14 protein-coding genes are annotated in these 18,300 nt (G+C 33.4%); 3 read left to right on the top strand and 11 right to left on the bottom strand.

The annotated features are described in order from the left end of the window. Nucleotide 1: 1 nt before the first annotated feature. Both OZP12_RS17020 and OZP12_RS17015 read right to left on the bottom strand, forming a co-directional pair. A complete protein-coding gene (locus OZP12_RS17020) occupies nucleotides 2-1,255 on the bottom strand; it encodes a dihydroorotase (protein ID WP_281226275.1) in 1,254 nt (417 codons plus the stop codon). Nucleotides 1,256-1,287: 32 nt separating this feature from the next. Continuing rightward, nucleotides 1,288-3,216, bottom strand: a complete 1,929-nt coding sequence (locus OZP12_RS17015; protein WP_281226274.1) for a vWA domain-containing protein — start codon at nucleotides 3,214-3,216, stop codon at nucleotides 1,288-1,290. 178 nt (nucleotides 3,217-3,394) lie between these two features. On the opposite strand from OZP12_RS17015, the gene OZP12_RS17010 reads away from it, so the two are divergent. The 3 genes from OZP12_RS17010 to OZP12_RS17000 all read left to right on the top strand — a co-directional run bounded on the left by OZP12_RS17010 (nucleotide 3,395) and on the right by OZP12_RS17000 (nucleotide 5,713). Continuing rightward, complete coding sequence (locus OZP12_RS17010) at nucleotides 3,395-4,507, top strand: lactonase family protein (protein WP_281226273.1); 1,113 nt, start codon at nucleotides 3,395-3,397, stop codon at nucleotides 4,505-4,507. Nucleotides 4,508-4,529: 22 nt separating this feature from the next. Further along, nucleotides 4,530-5,105: a Crp/Fnr family transcriptional regulator gene (locus OZP12_RS17005; protein WP_281226272.1), complete on the top strand. Its 576-nt coding sequence runs from the start codon at nucleotides 4,530-4,532 to the stop codon at nucleotides 5,103-5,105. A gap of 68 nt (nucleotides 5,106-5,173) precedes the next feature. Then, nucleotides 5,174-5,713, top strand: a complete 540-nt coding sequence (locus OZP12_RS17000; protein ID WP_281226271.1) for a peroxiredoxin-like family protein — start codon at nucleotides 5,174-5,176, stop codon at nucleotides 5,711-5,713. Between the two features lie 42 nt (nucleotides 5,714-5,755). Here the strand turns inward: OZP12_RS17000 and OZP12_RS16995 are convergent, their stop codons facing one another. The 9 genes from OZP12_RS16995 to OZP12_RS16955 all read right to left on the bottom strand — a co-directional run bounded on the left by OZP12_RS16995 (nucleotide 5,756) and on the right by OZP12_RS16955 (nucleotide 18,232). Continuing rightward, the gene (locus tag OZP12_RS16995; protein ID WP_281226270.1) at nucleotides 5,756-7,105 is read right to left on the bottom strand and encodes a DEAD/DEAH box helicase; all 1,350 of its coding nucleotides are present in this window, start codon (nucleotides 7,103-7,105) and stop codon (nucleotides 5,756-5,758) included. A 248-nt stretch (nucleotides 7,106-7,353) separates the two neighbouring features. Then, on the bottom strand, nucleotides 7,354-7,776 hold the full coding sequence (locus OZP12_RS16990; RefSeq protein WP_281226269.1) for a response regulator transcription factor: 423 nt from the start codon (nucleotides 7,774-7,776) through the stop codon (nucleotides 7,354-7,356). 854 nt (nucleotides 7,777-8,630) lie between these two features. After that, nucleotides 8,631-10,790: a glycoside hydrolase family 20 protein gene (locus OZP12_RS16985; RefSeq protein ID WP_281226268.1), complete on the bottom strand. Its 2,160-nt coding sequence runs from the start codon at nucleotides 10,788-10,790 to the stop codon at nucleotides 8,631-8,633. Nucleotides 10,791-11,088: 298 nt separating this feature from the next. Next, nucleotides 11,089-12,360, bottom strand: a complete 1,272-nt coding sequence (locus OZP12_RS16980) for a YaiO family outer membrane beta-barrel protein (protein WP_281226266.1) — start codon at nucleotides 12,358-12,360, stop codon at nucleotides 11,089-11,091. A gap of 28 nt (nucleotides 12,361-12,388) precedes the next feature. After that, nucleotides 12,389-13,819: a glycosyltransferase family 2 protein gene (locus OZP12_RS16975; RefSeq protein WP_281226265.1), complete on the bottom strand. Its 1,431-nt coding sequence runs from the start codon at nucleotides 13,817-13,819 to the stop codon at nucleotides 12,389-12,391. Then, on the bottom strand, nucleotides 13,819-14,880 hold the full coding sequence (locus tag OZP12_RS16970; RefSeq protein ID WP_281226264.1) for a HEAT repeat domain-containing protein: 1,062 nt from the start codon (nucleotides 14,878-14,880) through the stop codon (nucleotides 13,819-13,821). Before OZP12_RS16970 ends, OZP12_RS16975 begins: the two co-directional genes overlap by 1 nt. 180 nt (nucleotides 14,881-15,060) lie before the next feature. Beyond that, nucleotides 15,061-15,825 (bottom strand): TIGR02757 family protein, encoded by a 765-nt coding sequence (locus OZP12_RS16965; RefSeq protein WP_281226263.1) that lies wholly within the window; start codon nucleotides 15,823-15,825, stop codon nucleotides 15,061-15,063. Nucleotides 15,826-15,829: 4 nt separating this feature from the next. Next, on the bottom strand, nucleotides 15,830-17,527 hold the full coding sequence (locus tag OZP12_RS16960) for an LIC_10190 family membrane protein (RefSeq protein ID WP_281226262.1): 1,698 nt from the start codon (nucleotides 17,525-17,527) through the stop codon (nucleotides 15,830-15,832). A gap of 9 nt (nucleotides 17,528-17,536) precedes the next feature. After that, nucleotides 17,537-18,232 (bottom strand): ABC transporter ATP-binding protein, encoded by a 696-nt coding sequence (locus OZP12_RS16955; RefSeq protein ID WP_281226261.1) that lies wholly within the window; start codon nucleotides 18,230-18,232, stop codon nucleotides 17,537-17,539. Nucleotides 18,233-18,300: the final 68 nt, after the last annotated feature.

Below are 18,300 nucleotides of genomic sequence, written 5' to 3'. Positions count from 1 at the left end.
TTTATCCTAAGATTAGTTTTCCTTGGTTCAAAATTCCATAAACTTTTCCTTTTAAAGCGGTGCCAAGGAATGCTGAGTTTTTGGATTTTGAAAGTATATTTTCTTTTGTGAAAACGCTATTGCCATCCGGATTGAATAAAGTAATATCCGCAATTTCTCCTTCACTGATGCCGTGTTTTGGAATATCAAAAATAGTTTTTCCATCGGTAAATTTTTCGATTATGGTTTCCAATGGAAGTGCCGTCATCAAAGCTCCAAAAGCACTTTCTAAACCAATAGTTCCATTTTTGGCCAAATCAAATTCCATTTTTTTGTGTTCGATATCGATAGGATTGTGATCGGAGGTAATTATGTCAATCGTTCCGTCCAAAACGCCGTTGATCAATGCTTGTCTGTCACTTTCAGTTTTCAATGGAGGAGTTACTTTATATCGGGTGTCAAAGCCCTCTAATTTTTCATCGGTTAGTACCAAATGATGAACGCTTACGCTACAGGTTACATTCAGTCCTTTTGCTTTTGCTTCTTTAATTAATTGAACTGATTTTGCTGAAGAAACGGTTGGGATATGCATTTTTCCGCTAGTGTATTCTAATAAAAATAAGTTTCGAACAATTTGCAATTCTTCAGCCAGATCCGGAATTCCTTTCAATCCTAATCGGGTGGAAACTATTCCTTCATTGGCAACACCATTTCCTTTTATTTTTTCATCCTGCGCAAAAGCAATTACCAATCCGTCAAAATCTTGTACATATTGTAAAGCTATTTTTAGCAAATTGGCATTGTCTAAACTTTTTGTGTAATCACCAAAGGCAACTGCTCCCGAATTTTTCATATCGTATAATTCGGCCATGTCCTTGCCTTCACTGCCTTTAGTTAGAGCCCCGATTGGAAAAAGTTGTGTAGCAAAACCATTGGCTTTGTTTTTTACAAAATTCACTTGCGCCTGATTGTCTATGATAGGGAAGGAGTTAGGTTGCAAAGCAATGCCAGTAAAACCGCTTTTGGCAGCCACTTTAAGTCCGTTTGCAATGGTTTCCCTGTCTTCAAAACCGGGTTCTCCAAGCGAAACACTACTGTCAAACCATCCTTGTGAAAGATGTAGATTGTCTAGTTTTATTTCTTCGGCATTATCGGTATTTGGAAGTGCCGTTCCTATTTTTTTTATAAAACCATCTACAATTAAAAGATCTACAGTCTGGTTGTGAAAGGGACTTTTCGAATCGATAATTTTGGCGCTTCGGATGATTATTTTCATGTGTCGTTTGTAGTTATTAGAAAACAGAATTGTTATTTCACAAATTTGATGATTGCCGTTTCCAACGCTAGGAAAAGCAATGCAAAGATAATAAACCATTTCCAAATTTGATTGTCCGTTCGGTTGGTTTGTAGCGTATCAAAAATGGTTGAAATGGAATCACCTGTTTTATAATCGGATAATAAATTTTCGTTGACTTGATTCAGATCGCTTTCGGTTCTTGGGTAATTGAAACTGATGTTTTCTATTGGTTTTTGAGAATCGTAAATGGTGTAATTACCAGCTTTTTCAGGGTAGTCATTAAAGAAAAGCTGCACCTTATTATTTAGCAGTTTTTGCACGGGAATAAATTGCTCTTCCTGATTTTTTACCGTCAGAATTTCGTCTTTAGACAATAAAACCGAAACTACATAAGAGCTGCTGTTGCCAATGGTGTTGGCGCTAATGCCATTATTCGGTTTGCTCAAAGCCATTTTGTAAAACACGGGAACAATCAAAGGCGATTGTTGGAAATTGGAATTTAAAGTGTTTATTGGCGCCGAAAAAACATAAACGGATGAAACGGCATTTTTGAGTCCTGTTAAAAATGGGGATTGATCCTCGAAATTTAAAACCGATGGACTTGTAGTTGAAATAACGAAAGTCTTTTTTGCTTTTGGATATTGAAAATTATTGGTTTTGTTTTCAAAAACGCCAGCAAATAACGGATGATTGAAGTTGATTTTGGTAATTAGTTTTTCATTTGGTTCCAATGATTGAAATTGTGTGGTTCCAAATTGTTTCAAAAAGGTATTTAAATTAGAAATTGAAACTATTTCCGACGGAATTACAATCAGGTTTCCGCCTTTGTTCACAAATGATTTTAAAGTGGTTTGTAATGCTTGCGGAATTTCGTCCAGTTCATTTAGAATAATAGCATCTTGTTTGTCGATACTGTTGTAATCCAAATTGCTTAGCGCAAAAGAACCGTAATTGAATTCATCATTGGTATAAATTCGGCCTAGAAAATTGTTTTTTTCAGGAGCCCCTATACTGATGACGTTCGTTTTTTTGATTTTAGAAATGCTAAAAAACAATTTGTTGTCATAAGTTAAATCATTGTCTTCGATGGAAACATAGCCGTGAAAGGCCTGTTTGGGAATAGTGAAATTAACCGTTTCATTTTTACTCTTAAAATTAATGATGGTTTTGGCAACCAGTTTGTTTTGGTTGTACAAAGCCATAGAAATTGGCTTAAAATCTTCACTATAGTTTGTTGCGTTGATGCCTAACTCGTAAAAATCATCTAGAGTTTGGCGAATAAAAACGCTGTCAACAGCCACATTGTTTTTTTGTTCGGCTTTTGGGACAATGAAATAGGGAACGTTATCAGTGTCTATGTTTTTTAATTGATTTGGAGTCAGTCCCACGGCATCGGTAATGATGATGATGTCTTTCTTGAAGGCTGATTTTCGTGCTTTAATTTTGGCTAAAATAGTAGTAAGTTGAAAAGGTGTAGCGCTGTATTTTAAGTTTTGGAGTTCACTTCGAATTGTTTTGATATCGGTATTCCAGTAATTGTCATTATTGGTCAGTAAAGAAAAAGTTGCGTTTTCGGGAGTTTCTTCCAGCAGTTCCTGAACGGCGCGTTTTAACAATTCCCCTTTTTTTCCTTTCGCTTGCATACTGAAGGAATTGTCCAGTACGATATACATTTCATTGCTAGCATTTTTGCTGTCTTTGGATTCGAAAAAGGGTTGTGCAAATGCAATAATAATACAGGCGAGCAATAGCATTCTACAGGTCAAGAGTAACCATTTTTTGATTTTGGAACTTTTTCGGGTTTGAATCGAAAGGATTTTTAGGAAACGAACATTGGTGAAATATTCTTTTTTGAAACGCCTTAATTGAAATAAATGCACCAAAATTGGAACAATCAACAAGAATAGAAAGTATAGAATTTCGGGCTGTTTAAAGTGCATTCTGAGATTTTGTTTGCTTCACAGGATTTAAAACAATGAAGTTCATTGAATTTTGAGATTCAAAAATACAAATTTGTAAACAGTTTTCCCTGATGTTGTTGTTATTTTTCAAAAGAGTGCAGAAATAGGTTAATTCTGAAAGAAAATAAGTATTTTAGCTTTTCTGAAAACTACCTATATGAAAAAAGTTTACCTGTTTCTTCTATTACTTTCATCTTTAGCCTCGGTATTGGCACAAAAAAACAAAGTCAACCTGATTGTAGGAACCTATACCAACTCGTGTTATAGTAAAGGAATTTATGTATATGAATTTGATACCAATAAAGCCCAAATTCGATTAAAAAAATCTTCTGACAGTATTTCTAATCCAAGTTATTTGTCACTTTCTAAGGATGAAAAATTCATTTATGCTGTAAATGAAAATGGAAAAGAAAGTACTGTAAGTTCTTTTTCGTTTGACGCTGCAAGTGGAAAAGCAAGTTTTATGAATAATGTAAGTTCAAAAGGAGCAGATCCTTGTTATATTATCAATGATGATAAAAATGTAATTGTTGCTAATTATTCGGGTGGGAATATTTCGGTTTTTGGTAAAAAAGAAGATGGGAGTTTAGCTGAAGCCAAACAAGTCATTCAGCATTACGGAAAAGGGGTGAATGCCCAAAGACAGGAAAAACCACATGTGCATATGGTTTATTTTTCGCCAGATAAAAAATATGTTTTAAGCAATGATTTAGGAACTGATAAAGTCTATGTGTATAATTACAATCCTACTGCTACGGATGGAGTTTTATCATTAAAGGACAGTGTTTCGGTAAAGGCGGGAAGCGGGCCAAGGCATTTGACATTTAGCAAGAATGGGAAATACGTTTATTTGTTGCAAGAGCTAGACGGTTCATTGACTACTTTTAGTTACCAAGAAGGAAAATTGACTCAAATTAATGAAACTTCTATTTTAGCCAAAAATTATAACGGAACTTTTAGCTCTGCCGATATTCACGTTTCACCAAACGGTAAGTTTTTATATGCTTCAAACAGAGGTGATGCCAATAGCATCACTTTTTTTAAAATTTCCGGAAAAGGAAAAAAATTAACGTGGAAAGGACAAGTAAGCACTTTAGGTAAAGGTCCAAGGAATTTTGTGATTGATCCTACTGGAAAATTTCTTTTGGTGGGACATCAATATACAAATGATATCGTGATTTTTAAGATAAACAAAAGAAAGGGAACGCTTATGGACACAAAGAAAAGATTTGATTTGTGCTCTCCAGTTTGTTTGGTGTTTGCCAAATAAAAATTTCAATAGCTGTATTGTTATGAATGCTGAATTATCACAGTTTCTATCCCAAAAATCACTTTTAGGAGCTGATTCAGTTGAGGTCTTATTAGAGTTTTGGAACAAGGATAAAAGACTTAAATCCAAAGAAATATTATTGAATTTCAATCAGCAGGATTCTAATTTGTATTTTGTGAAGGGAGGTTGTGTGCGCTTGTTTGTGATTGTTAAGAACGGAGAACAAATTAATTTGGGTTTTGGTTATGAAAATTCATTGATTACCTGTTTTCAGACTTTTATAGAAGGAAAACCTTCGTTGATGAGTATTGAAGCCATTTTGGATACTGAATTGATTGCCATTGCCAAAGCTGATTTAATGCGGTTAATTCATGCGAATTCGGAAATTGCATTTTGGTATCAGTCGATGTTAGAATATACTTTGACAGGGCATATTCAGAGACAAGTGGAGTTACTTACATTAAAACCCCACGAGCGATATTCGGTATTTATTAAAAGAAGCGGACATCTTATTAATAGAATACCTTTGAAATATATTGCTTCTTACCTTATGATGAAACCTGAAACCTTGAGTAGGATTCGAGCCAAGATTTCTTGATTTTAATCAAGAAGAATGGATTTTTAAAATTTCAAATTTGTGATTGTAAAATTTAAAAATCATTGATTATGAAATTAGTTTCAGGACAAAAAGCGCCTTTGTTTGTTGCCAAAGATATTTTTGGAAATACTATAGATTTGGCTCAGATCCAAAATCAAAAAATTCTGTTGAGTTTTTTTCGTTACGCTGAATGCGCAATGTGCAATCTTCAAATTTCTAAAATCATGAAGCATAAGGAGGCAATTGATAAAAAGGGAATAAAATTGATAACAGTTTTCGAATCTCCGGCTGATAGTCTAAAAGTAAGTATTGCAAATCGGCACAGTTTTGACTTCACAATCATTGCCGATACTAATAGGGATTTATATAAACTTTATAAAGTACGTCCATCTTGGTTAAAAACAATGCAAACAATGTCTGTTAAGGGATTTCAGCATTTGTCAGAAGCAATTCAATTAGGTTTTAAGGCAGGAGGAAAAGTGGAAGGAACGTTTCATCAAATTCCAGCTGATTTTTTAATTGGTAAAGACAAAAAGATCCAAATCGCACATTACGGAGGTAGTGTTATTGACCATTTTCCGTTAGAGAATTTACTTTTAAATATCTAAAAGAAAAGCCTAAAAATGTAACTCATTTTTAGGCTTTGGAATTTACTTTTTATTCTTACGCTTCTTTGCTTGATTTTTTAGCATATTTCTATTGACAGAACCATGTGTTTTTTTCTTGGTAACACCAGGGCCGCCTAAATTGACTTTTTGGTTTTTCTTGCTTTTTTCGTGAAAAGCACCATCGCCTTCCAGTTTTTTGGGTTTTATTAATAGTTTAAATTGTTGCCTGTCTTTTTCAGGGCCAATTAATTTATTAGAAACTTCCACATCTTCAGGGAAAGTTTCATAATTCAATTCCATATCCATCAAAATTTCGATGGCAATCTTTGATTCTTCCTCACGAGGAGTAATGAAACTGATAGCGGTTCCGGTTGCATCGGCACGACCTGTTCGACCAATACGGTGCATGTATAATTCCGGTAATTCCGGCATTTCGAAGTTGATAACGTGAGTAATATTCGAAATGTCCAAACCTCTCGCCATGATATCGGTAGTGATCAGTCCGCGAAGATTACCTTCCTGAAATTCCGCCATCGTGTTCAAACGGTAATTCTGTGATTTATTCGAGTGGATTACTCCAAATTGGCCTTCAAAATCTTCCTCGATTTTGTCAAAAACCATATCGGAAATCTTTTTGTTATTCACAAAAACCAATACTCGGCTCATGTCTTCATCTGTTTCCAATAAATGTTTTAATAGATTGATTTTGGTGTTGAAATTCGATACCTGATAAGTAATTTGTGTAATATTTTCCAAAGGCGTTCCGGATGGTGCCAGCGTAACTTCTTCCGGATAATCAAAATAATCATTCAAAATAGCATCCACTTCATCTGTCATTGTAGCCGAGAAGAGAATGTTTTGGCGTTTTTTCGGCATCATCGCCAAGATAGCTGTTAATTGCGTACGGAAACCCAAATTAAGTATTTCATCAAACTCGTCAATTACCAGTTTTTGCATATCCTCAAACCGAATCACATTGTCCAATGTCAAGTCCATAACACGTCCCGGAGTTCCCACAAGGATATCACAACCTTGGTAAACGGTTGTTTTTTGGGTATTGATGTTCACTCCCCCAAAAATTCCGATGGTACGAACGGACATATATTTGGTCAACTTTTCAACTTCCTCCACAACCTGAACCACCAATTCACGGGTCGGAACAAGGATTACGATTTTCGGGGTGTGGCTAGGGGAAAATTTGTATAGTTTCAATAAAGGCAATAAATAGGCAAATGTTTTACCAGTACCCGTTTGTGCAATTCCCATCATATCGCGACCAGACATAATCACGGAAAAAGTTTTTTCCTGAATAGGAGTTGGCGATGTAAAACCTAAATCGTCTATTGCTTTTTGTACCGATTTAGGGAGATTGAATTGTTCGAAAGTACTCATTGGTATTTAAATTTTGTGCAAAGATAGGTTTTTTGAAACTAAGGAAAGATAGGTCAAGATAACTTTGGTTTTATTTGGTAAAATATTGATAGATAGCAAAAATGAGATTCACATCAATTAAATCGTTTAAATGTTTTTTTTAAGTGATTGAGATATGAAAATAGATAAACCTCCGTATTCTATATTGTGGCGATAGTATACGGAGGTTTGTAGTGAATAAAAAAATGAATTTGGAAAATATTTACCTTTTATGCACTAATGTTTTTTTCAGACTCTTTTGGCCCTATAATTTGAATTTTTTTGGCAAATAAACGTTTCACCCTTAGCAACAATTCATTTGGGTTAAATGGTTTTGAGACAAAATCATCGGCACCAAGATTAAAAGCTTCAATAACGGTTCCTTCTTCTTCTCCCAATGCAGAAACTACTATAACCGGTATATTGTCATAATTTTCTTTTGAAAAATTAATGATTTCCAGTCCCGAGCGAAAAGGAAGCATGATGTCAGTGATAATTAAATCTGGAATAAGTACAGGGATTTTTTCAATAGCAGTCAAGCCATCTTTACAAGATGTTACCTGATATCCTTCTTTTTTTAGTATAAATTCAAGGATTTTGATCATTAAAACATCATCCTCAGCAATTAATATTTTATAATTTGAATTGTTCATGTTTTTATGGTTTAATCATTTCCTTTTAGGTTCGTTGGTTTCAAAATGTATGAAAGCAAGTAGATCTGTTGAAATGCTTTACATCATTTTTGCAACAACTGTGCCAAATTGTTTTTTTTTTTTTTTTTGAAGTGTAAAAAAATGTTTGTAAGTGAATTGTATGGTTAAAAAATGTTAAGTTTTTTTAATTAATTTTTTTCGGTAGGGCTGGTATAAAAAATAATTTATCGTAAAACGCTTATAATTTTAATCAAAAAGAACAGTTGTAAAGCTATATTCAAGAGTGGTTTTTCGATAGTCTAGGACTCATAAACAAAATGAGATTAATGTTTATATAATCACTTTTTTTTGAATAACACACTCAGAATCATAATTTTTTTTAGAGCCTGTGTGAATTTTATTTTTGAAATTTATTATTGGATTTTTGAGTGAAACGGCCTAATTTTTTATATAACAGGTCTGCTATTGTATAAAAAATTAACGAAGTCGTAGGCAAAAATCGTAATAAGAGAGCTAGTAGATAAAACATAAACAGGCTCTATGTTATTAAAATGTGTAATCTATAATTTAAATTAGTTTGACTAAATAGTGTTATATAAAGTGGGGACTAATTTTATTTGAATATACTTTTGAAAATGGTTGTTTGTTTTAGTAAGTAATAATTTAAAAAATAGCATTTCGTTAGTAAGAACTTTCTATTTAATCGATAAAATAGCTAATAATATCGATAAAAGTACATTTTTTTATTTTTTTATGCAAATAATTTTACAAATATTTTTATGAAAAACAAATTGTCTTCTACAGGTATATTAGCACAATAAGTTTGTTTTAATTAGTTAGGTATAATCTTTTTTTTATTTATTATACAACTCAATTTCATCAATCATTACCATTGGTTTTTTGTTCTTTCGTTTTCTCCAAATAGGTATTTCTTTTTGATTTTCGATTTCAATTTTCAACAGATTGTATTCTTTAAAGGTGTTGGATTTTAATTCCCAGGATTTAATGGTTACTTCAGTACTTTCATTCAGTTCATCGCTTACTAATTGCGTGATGAGTTGCCATTTTTCCTTTTTCAGTCCGTAAATGCTAATTTTTTTTGGAGTAAAAATCCAATGTCTTTGGTCATTTAAGGAATTGATTCGGATGGTGTTGAAATTTAATTTTTGGGTAGTCAATTCTATTTCCGGATTGGAGCCATACCAACCAATCCAGTTGATAGCCGGATTTTTGTAAGCCCGAATACCATCAACCAATCCATAACTTCCTTTGCCTTTATATTCTTCGGCTGGAGGAGTCAAAAAGCGGATTTCGTATTTTTCTCCCAAATGGTTGCAGGTGTTTTTTTCTATAGCAAGCCATTCTTCATAGTATTTATCTGGGGATAGACCACCTTCACTAAGTTCGTAGATTCCAAATTCATTACAATGTTTTGTGAAGTTTAGCACCCGTTCCCTAAGTTGTTTGCCTTGATCTTTATTGTTTTTGTCAGCAAACATCCCGTGTTTGTCTTTTCCGTAAAATTTAGCCTGCTCAAAGTAAACGTATTCCAAAGCCAGTCTCAATTTTAAAACGCGTTTTGCAAGGATTGGATCATCGCTTACAGCCATTTCGGCCTGATTGATGATTTTATCGTATTGATCCATGGCCTCAGGAGTGAGGAAGGTATTTCTGTTTTGAATTGGATCTGTGTAAATGTCCAGATATCGGTTTGTTTTTTCTTGATATTGTGTAAGCAGATTAATGTATTGTTTAACGAATGGAGCAGCTTTTCCATAGAATCCATTCAAGAAATCATTGGTTATCGCTTCAACATCGGTTTGGGTATTCCAAATTATTTTGGATAAAAGATATTGTCTCAGTTCGTATAGATCCCCAGGCACATCGGCATATCCCTGTACAAAAAGACCTTTCACTTTATTTTGTTCGTAGAGTTTATAGTTTTTTGAAAAAGTTTGAAAATTAGGAAAAGGGGAAAGGTAGTTGGTGAATTCTACAGTATAGTCCCATAAATACAGATGTTGGGTCGTTGTGCTCCAATTTTTAAGGATTTCGAGAAAAGGTTTATTGTTTGAAGTTTCTGTAATTGCTTTTCCTCTATTCAGTTGGATTGGGCAAAAAAGGGTATAAATATTGGGCTCGATTTTCAAATTTACTGGTGCACGATAGGTATGAAGATAGGCTAATGTTGTGATTTTGGTTTTGGGGTATTGTGCGGCTATTTTATTTAGGAAATAATAAAATGAACCTTGAGGACCTCCGTATTTTTCGTTTAAGGCTTTACATCGGTTGCATTCACAATACACGACATCATCATTTTGGCTTACTGAGAAAAATTTTGCATTGGGATTTTTGGCAATGATTTCGCCCATATTTTTGGTAATAATTCGTGCCACCGTATCGTTGGACATACAGAGGGATTCGCCATTTCGTTCTCCTTCGTACAGGGCAAAAAACTCAGGATTGGTTTTGAAATAAGTTTTGACATCAACCAATTTATGAAAGGAATGTCCCCAAATTCCAAAATCATTGATGTACCAGTCCAGTTTGTGCCAATCTCTGAAAGCTTCATCATAACAATCGGGATAAAATAAGGCACGATATTCGAATGAAGGTTTGTAGGTGTGATTTGAGTTTTTGGGAAATGTGACTTGTTTTAATTTTGGAATAAAAGTGTCTTTTGCAGTGTATTTTCTAAACCCCCATGTTTCTAATAAAGTATAAACAGCGTAACGCAGGTTCTTTTCATCCGAACCAATCAAATGGATGTTTTTTTCATCACTTTTGATAATAAAAGTGTTTTCTACTATTTTGTTATCGTTAGAAATTTCCAGAATTATTTTTGAATTACCATTGTTTTTTTTGCCTTCATTTTGAATAAGGAAAGGTTGTTCAAAGGCTTGATCCAAATATGTTTTTAAAAGCGCGGCAGCTTTTTGGGTATCTTGACCAGAGGCAAGTATAGTAACTTCTTGCCCTTTTGCATTCGCTAAATTAAGGGAGTCTTGAGCCATAATTTTGACGTTGAAAAGGAATAATAAAAAAGGAATTGCGGTATAAAAATGTTTTGTTTGCAATTTATTTATTGTTTAGTTCTTTTTTTAGTTTGCACTATTTTGTTTTGTGGCAATCATCCGCGTGAGGGGGTGAAGCGGAGCTCTTTTTTGTCCCTTTTTTAAGGGGCGAAAAAAGCGGGAGCGAAAAACCCGACCCATCTCGTCTTTTTGGACGAGATGGGACACGCCCAAATCAAATTTATTTTATTAGCGAACTAAATATCAATATGGTTTACAAAAATTATACCGTTTTTTTTTAAAATTGATATTGGAACATCAATGCTATTTCGGTTTCGATTTGTTTTGAACCAGGTGTGTATTCTTGATTATTTACGGATATCTGCAATCCTGTTATGTAATGTTCTCCAAATATGTGATTGTAGCCACCCCCAATTCTAAAGGAATCAAGAGATAAACGCTGTTCTATTTGGCCAAGGGTAGTACGCTCATCAGGCGAAGTTCCATAACCGGCAATCAGAGATAAATAATCAAAGCGGGTATTGAAATAATAACGGCTTGTAAGTGTAAAAACGGGGTAGACAGTACTGTTGTCGAACATGAAATAAGATCTCAGATTGAGCCAATAGGAGCCTAAATATTTCCCGACTCCAATAACTGCAGAAGGAAAATTTGTGTCGTCGGTATCAATATATCGAATCCCTAAATCGCCTTCCCATCCTTTTTTGAAGTTATGAAAAAAGGAATATCCAAGCCTTAATTTTGGGAATACAGGGTCGCTACTGTAACCAACACCTGCATACGAATAGCTGTTTTTACTTGTAAAAAAGTAACTTTCGGCTTCATATTGAATACCATCGACCATACTTTGCCCGTTGGCATATCGGTTGGAGTAATTAATTCTGCCAATTGCTGATCCCCAGTTTCGTTGCGCGATATATTGTAAACTTCCAAAATGCCAGGGGCCATAACCTGATCTATCGAATGTGGTGAAGTTGTAGTTGATTCCGATGCGGTCTGAATCGTTTTTGGTGTCCTCGATAAAATAATGCAGTTTAAATTCGGAATCTTTGGGATACAGCGTCTGCATTTCTTTTAAATATGCTTGGCTTTTTTTCTTGTCACCTTGTAATTCGTAGATAGAAAGTTTTTTGTATCGAAAATCTTTTTTACCGGGATGTGCGGTAATTGCTTTATCGACCACTATTTCGGCATCGGTATAGTTTTTTTCTTCGATATCCATATTGATGAGGTAGGTGAAAGCGTCTTCATACACAGGATTCTTGGCGATGACATGGTTGTAATAGTATCGGGCACTGTCTTTTACGCTAGTTAGTTGATAAATTCTTCCTGCCAATAAATGAAAATCCAGATAATCTGGAGCTAATTTTATTCCTAATTGGGTTTTCTTCAACGCCGATTCATAGTTTTTGTCTTTGTTTACTTCTTTTATCGCAACATTCAAAAGACTGTCAACATCAATTTTTTGACACCAAACGACATTATTATTCGTTATTCCCAGTAAAAGAGAAAGGATAAATAGAATTTTGATGTGATTTTTATGTTTCATGCCTTTTTTTAATTTTATATTGAGTAATCTAATTTTGTTTTGGGGTAGTATTAAAACCTTGTCTTTGCATATTTCCCCAGCTTTGCTCTTTTTGTCTAAAAAAATGGTAATATCCTTTTAGGGAAGCGTACACATTTACTGGATGGTAGCAAAAAGGTTCGATTATTGCCATTAGAATAAGCGATATGATCTCTTTTGTATTGGCGTAGTTTTTGTAGATAATTTCGTCTAATAATATTGATATAAATGTTATGATGAGATAAAATAGATATACCGTAGATGATAAGTAGAGAAAATTGTGATAATCCAAATCTAGAACGAAGAAACTTAGAATTAAGACAATTATTCCAACCAACTCCAGAATAGGTATCAAAAACTCAAAGAGAAAGAAATAGGGGAATATCAGGAAAGCCGTTTTGCCGTATTTTGGATTAAAAAAAATGTTTTTGTGCAAATATAAGGTTTGGATTAGTCCTCTTGCCCATCGAACGCGTTGACGAATCAGGACTTCTTTGGTAGAAGGTACTTCTGTCCAGCAAAGAGACTCTGGGATGTATTGAATCGAAAAGGATAATTTGTTGTCATACATGTATTTTCTCATTCGGATGATAAGATCCATGTCTTCTCCTAATGATTTGTGCCAATATCCGCCAGCTGCAACAGCAATTTCTTTGTCAAACATTCCTAATCCGCCGGAAACCAACAACAAACCATTAATTTGGCTCCAGGCCATTCTACCAAAAAGAAAAGCGCGTACATATTCTAATTCCTGGAATCTGGGATACCAACCTTTTGGGAAATGAATTTTGACCAAAAAACCATCTTTGACTTCGCAGGAGTTTGAAATTCGGATACCCGCTCCCGATGCAATGACTCTTTTCGTTCCTTCAATAAAAGGTTTGGCTAGTTTTATAATGGTATCATTTTTTAAAATACAATCTACGTCGGTACACACAAATAAAGGGTGTTTTGAGGAGTTTATTCCAGCATTGGAAGCGTCGGCTTTGCTTTTTCCATTTTCTTTATCAACGACCAATAATTTAGAGTAAAGCGGATTTGTAGATTTATAATGACCTCTTACCTTACCATTGGTTTTAATTTTTTCCTGATAATAAAAATCAACTTTTATTAATTCGAATTCTTGGATCAGTTTTTCAAGCGTATCATCACTGCTGCCATCATTTACTAGCACCACCTCATATTTTGGGTATGTCAGTGAGAGCAATGACTTTACATTATATACAACTGTTGCTCCTTCATTGAATGCTGGAGCGATAACTGAAACTCCTGGAATATAATTGGATTTGATGATGACATTGTTTGGAATGTAATTTTTGGTGTTCAGATATCTTTTTATTGCATAATAGGACAGTATTGCCAAAATGCAATAGCAAATGATATAAGTTAAGGAAAATATTCCTACGAAATAAGCATATATATTTAAGATACTTTCTAGCATTAGATATAAGGTGTTTTAATATGTTTGACCATTTTTTGGACATCCTCATTATCAAGAAAATGTTCATCAAAATAATTTGGGTTTATTTTGTTTAGACAATAAACGGCTTCAAGTTTAATATTTTCGGCTGTTTTATTTTCCAATAATTCTGCGATAAATTCTTCAGAATCTTTCATGCCAATTTCTGAAAGTGTGTTGAATATTTCTAATTTATTTTGTGTGTCTTCTTGCTTAAATTGTTCGATTAATACAGTTTCGGCTTCGTGAATGTATAAGAAATTCACTGCAATAATGGCTTCATAACGAATAGATTTATCATTGTGTTTTAGTAGTTTTATAATGGTTTCATTGTCATTGGTATAGTTGTAAAATACCATTAGTTTAATTCCTAATTTGATGATTGAAACATTTTCAGATTTAATCCATTGATTCAAATTGGTTGGTATTTTTGTTTTTTTCTGGTGTAAAATATCCATGATGTTGATTTCTTCGGCAATAGTGATTTGATGCGAGAAATCAATTAGAGTTTCTAATTTATTAGGTCTCAATGAAATTAAAGTCAAAAAAGCTCTGGATTTGACACTTTTATTTTTATGGTTTAGTAGAGGAACGATAAAAAGATACCCTCGTTTATATCCTAATGATTCCAATTGGTACATTCCAAGACACTTCAAATAGAATCTATGGCTTTTTATAAGTTTTAAAGTGTATTCAAACAAATTAAATTGTTCGTATATAAATTGGAAAGTTTTGGTAACATCACCTTTCAAATTCGATTTCAAAAAAATAATTTCGTTCAGCACTAATTTTTTACACCATTTTTTTTTAAAAGGGATAGTTTTCTTGAATGCTTCAATTTCCGTTTTGAAATAACTCTTTTCAAAAGGAGTAAAAATCATATTGGTTAAAAAGTTGTCGATTTCACTTTTTGCAGCTTCCAGTTTTGGTTTGGATAAGTCGTAAAAAAATCTATTGATGATGAGAGTGGCTATTAATAAGAAAAGCCCACCGGTCATGATGGGGAGGATAATGAGAATTAAATAATATACCAATACATCCATTACAGTGGGGCGTTTTGAATGATATTACAAAAATCAAGCCATTATCGGGCTATTTTTTTATTAAATAATACATAAAGATAATGATTATTCTTAATCTTTTGATTAAAATAATAGAAACAGTTTGTAGTGATAGTGTATTTGTAAATAGACAAAATGAAAAGGGAGCAACAGTTTCTTAGCCTAAAAACCTTCAAAAACGCCCAACCCAAATAAAGCAAAATCATATTTTACAGGGTCGATAGGGTCTAATTCTCTAAGATTTGAATCTAATTCAGTTAATGCTTTTCCGTCGTTTTGCTTTCGGGTTAGTAAACCTAGTTTTCGTGCCACATTTCCGGAATGAACATCCAGCGGACAGGATAGTAGTGAAGCTGAAATGGATTTCCAAATTCCTAAATCAACTCCTTTGTTATCCTGACGGCACATCCATCTTAGGTACATGTTGATTCTTTTCGCTGCCGAACCATTCATTGGATCTGAGATGTGTTTCTGGGTACGATTTTGGTGTGGAATCTCAAAGAATATTTTCTTGAATTCGGAAATGCTTTTTTGCATAGAATTGGATTCCTGATGTTTTGCAAATACAGATTCCAGTCCGCCGTGATTTTGATAAATATGTTGTAATCCTTTAATAAAACCAATGAAATCTTGTCCGTTGAACGTTCTGTGAACAAAAGATTCCAGTCGTTCTAAGTCGGTTTCCTGATGTGACATCACAAAGTCATAAGGTGAATTACCCATCAAATCCATCATTTTATGAGAGTTTTTGATAATCATTTTGCGGTTGCCCCAAGCAATCGATGCACTGAGGAACCCCGCAATTTCGATATCTTCCTTTTGGGTAAATAAATGTGGAATTTGGACAGGATCACTTTCGATGAAATCGGTGTTATTGTACAAAGCTACTTTCTCGTCCAGAAAAGATTTGAGTTCAGTTTTATTCATAGTTTTATTCTTTCGAAGTTTTTTTGGCGTAAAAACCATCTTTTAAATCAGTTGTCCGCATTTGTGGTTTTATGTGGTAATAGTAATTGAAATATTCGATTTGAGCTTTATTTACACAGGGAAGTTTTCCATCGCCTGCAGACCAAAAAAAAGCATTTTCTAAAGGTGAATAATATTTGAGATTTCCGGTTTGTAGGTACTCAAAAGCAGTGTCTGACTTTGTGTTTTTATAGGGAAAAATGATATTCTTAGTTGAAAAATTGCTTGTGGATAAAATGAATTTATTGTTGGTAAAAATGTTTAAATCAATTGGGATAATTAAAATGAATCCTGCGATAAGAATCGATAAGAATAGAGAGATAATTATGGGTTTTTCTTTGTTTACAATTAAAGCAAATAAGAAAAAAGAAAAAAACAATAAAAAATTCATGTAGAATCGGTACTGTGGAGAAGAAAAAAGGAGTAGTACAAGCTGTAAGCACATGATAAAGAAAAGAGACCATATAGCCTTTTTGTGAAAACGCTTGTATATTAATATCGGGCAGATAATAATAAGGGAAATGCTCAATTTATTAAATAAGCCATGGAGTTTTGGTAAAGAAATCCATCTTATGAATAGCTCATAAACAGACATTTTATCGTATTGTTCATTTGTTAAAAAGTAACCATACAGCTTTGTTTCCTGATAATATAATCTAGCAATTGTTTCCGGAATTTTATAATCAGGTTCGAAGAAATGAAAATTAATTATTGGGAAAAATGGAAAACCACTGATAATGGTATTTTTAACCATAAAAAGAGTTAAAACAATAATTGAAATTAGTATTGGTTTTAGAAGATGAGGTACTAGTTTTTTTAGATTTTTGAAGAATAAAAGAATCGGAAGTAAAATTAGAGCAACTGAAGTGGTTTTTATAAACAACGAAAACAGAACCAAAATCACTATCAGATTGAAATTTTCAACAGTAAGTGTTTTGAAATTTTCTAAAAAATAAAAGAAGATAACGAATGAAAAAATATAAATAGGAATATCCGGCGAAGGAGCACTTATAAATTGGAAGAAAAACACGTTTGCCAATGGGAGCAGTCCAATAATTAGGTAATTTTGATTGTTGTTTTTGAAATAATCATTCAATTTTACTATTGAGAATATATTTCCTAGCAAAAGACAAAAACCACTTATATCATTGAATTTATCGTATAAAAATGAAAAATTGAAAGCGCTTTGCAGAATATGCCAACCGCTTGTTTGTGCGAGGAAAAAATGTAAGTTGGCCAAACCTTTTACAAAGCCATATTCGTTAATCCATTTTATGGTTTGGATGTAATACGATTCGTTATCCAATACATAGGGAATGGAAGCGCATTGAGCTAAAATTAAGATTGTTGTAATGGATAATGCTATTTTTAAAGAAAGTGTAAGTGAATATAATTCTTGAAAAAAGGATTTATACAAAAGCCAAATTTCTTTTTGATACTTTAAAAAAATGGCAAGATTAGCGAGTAATAGAATGATGTGAAACTCAATATTTATTCTCCCAAAAATAGCCCAAATACTACTGAAAATAGTGCTTGCAAAAAGCCCTAAAACCGAATGGATAACAAAATTTCGATTTTTTAGTCGTAGGATTTTGTCGGTGATAAAACCGAGATTAATTGCCAAAAAAAAGATATAAATCCAACTTAATAGAATCAGAACCATTTTAAATTATTATTTGTCTGCTATTTGCCCATCAACCATAACTAATTTTCTGTCAGCCATATTGGCTAGTTCTTCATTATGGGTTACAATTACAAATGTTTGTCCAAATTCATCCCGAAGTTGGAAAAACAATTGATGTAAGTTTTCTGCAGAATGCGTATCCAGATTCCCAGAAGGTTCATCGGCAAAAATGACGTCGGGTTTGTTGATTAAAGCTCTTGCTACGGCAACGCGTTGTTGTTCCCCTCCCGAAAGCTCGTTCGGTTTGTGATCTATTCTGTGGGACAATCCCAAGTATTTCAATAATTTTTTTGCTTCCTTTTCGGTTTCAGCTTTTGGTTTATTGGCTATAAAAGCCGGAATGCAAACATTTTCCAAAGCCGTAAATTCAGGCAGTAATTGATGAAATTGAAAAATAAACCCTAAGTTCAGATTTCTGAATTTGGACAATGATTTGTCGTTCATTTTCAAAATATCTTCTCCATTAATGGTTAAAGAAATTGATTTTTTTTCGCTTTCAATTGTTCCTCCGGGGATTGTTGGGCTTGGTTTGTCCAATGTTCCCAAAATTTGCAATAGAGTTGTTTTTCCTGCGCCTGAAGCACCAACAATTGAAACAATTTCACCTTTTTTAATATGTAAATCTACTCCTTTAAGTACTTCAAGCTGATCAAAATATTTATGTATGTTTTTTGCGTGTATCATTTCAAACTGTTTTTACAAAGAAACAAAGTATTTGGTAATTTATCTTAATTCTTTGAGGTTAAAAATTT

Source organism: Flavobacterium aquiphilum, assembly GCF_027111335.1.
GTDB lineage: Bacteria > Bacteroidota > Bacteroidia > Flavobacteriales > Flavobacteriaceae > Flavobacterium > Flavobacterium aquiphilum.
The sequence above is the reverse complement of the archived record's forward strand: the minus strand, read 5'-3'. Positions and strand labels throughout refer to the sequence as shown.

Coding starts and splice junctions, on each gene's coding strand:
- OZP12_RS17020 (WP_281226275.1), bottom strand. CDS start 1,255: ATGAAAATAATCATCCGAAGCGCCAAAATTATCGATTCGAAAAGTCCC.
- OZP12_RS17015 (WP_281226274.1), bottom strand. CDS start 3,216: ATGCACTTTAAACAGCCCGAAATTCTATACTTTCTATTCTTGTTGATT.
- OZP12_RS17010 (WP_281226273.1), top strand. CDS start 3,395: ATGAAAAAAGTTTACCTGTTTCTTCTATTACTTTCATCTTTAGCCTCG.
- OZP12_RS17005 (WP_281226272.1), top strand. CDS start 4,530: ATGAATGCTGAATTATCACAGTTTCTATCCCAAAAATCACTTTTAGGA.
- OZP12_RS17000 (WP_281226271.1), top strand. CDS start 5,174: ATGAAATTAGTTTCAGGACAAAAAGCGCCTTTGTTTGTTGCCAAAGAT.
- OZP12_RS16995 (WP_281226270.1), bottom strand. CDS start 7,105: ATGAGTACTTTCGAACAATTCAATCTCCCTAAATCGGTACAAAAAGCA.
- OZP12_RS16990 (WP_281226269.1), bottom strand. CDS start 7,776: ATGAACAATTCAAATTATAAAATATTAATTGCTGAGGATGATGTTTTA.
- OZP12_RS16985 (WP_281226268.1), bottom strand. CDS start 10,790: ATGGCTCAAGACTCCCTTAATTTAGCGAATGCAAAAGGGCAAGAAGTT.
- OZP12_RS16980 (WP_281226266.1), bottom strand. CDS start 12,360: ATGAAACATAAAAATCACATCAAAATTCTATTTATCCTTTCTCTTTTA.
- OZP12_RS16975 (WP_281226265.1), bottom strand. CDS start 13,819: ATGCTAGAAAGTATCTTAAATATATATGCTTATTTCGTAGGAATATTT.
- OZP12_RS16970 (WP_281226264.1), bottom strand. CDS start 14,880: ATGGATGTATTGGTATATTATTTAATTCTCATTATCCTCCCCATCATG.
- OZP12_RS16965 (WP_281226263.1), bottom strand. CDS start 15,825: ATGAATAAAACTGAACTCAAATCTTTTCTGGACGAGAAAGTAGCTTTG.
- OZP12_RS16960 (WP_281226262.1), bottom strand. CDS start 17,527: ATGGTTCTGATTCTATTAAGTTGGATTTATATCTTTTTTTTGGCAATT.
- OZP12_RS16955 (WP_281226261.1), bottom strand. CDS start 18,232: ATGATACACGCAAAAAACATACATAAATATTTTGATCAGCTTGAAGTA.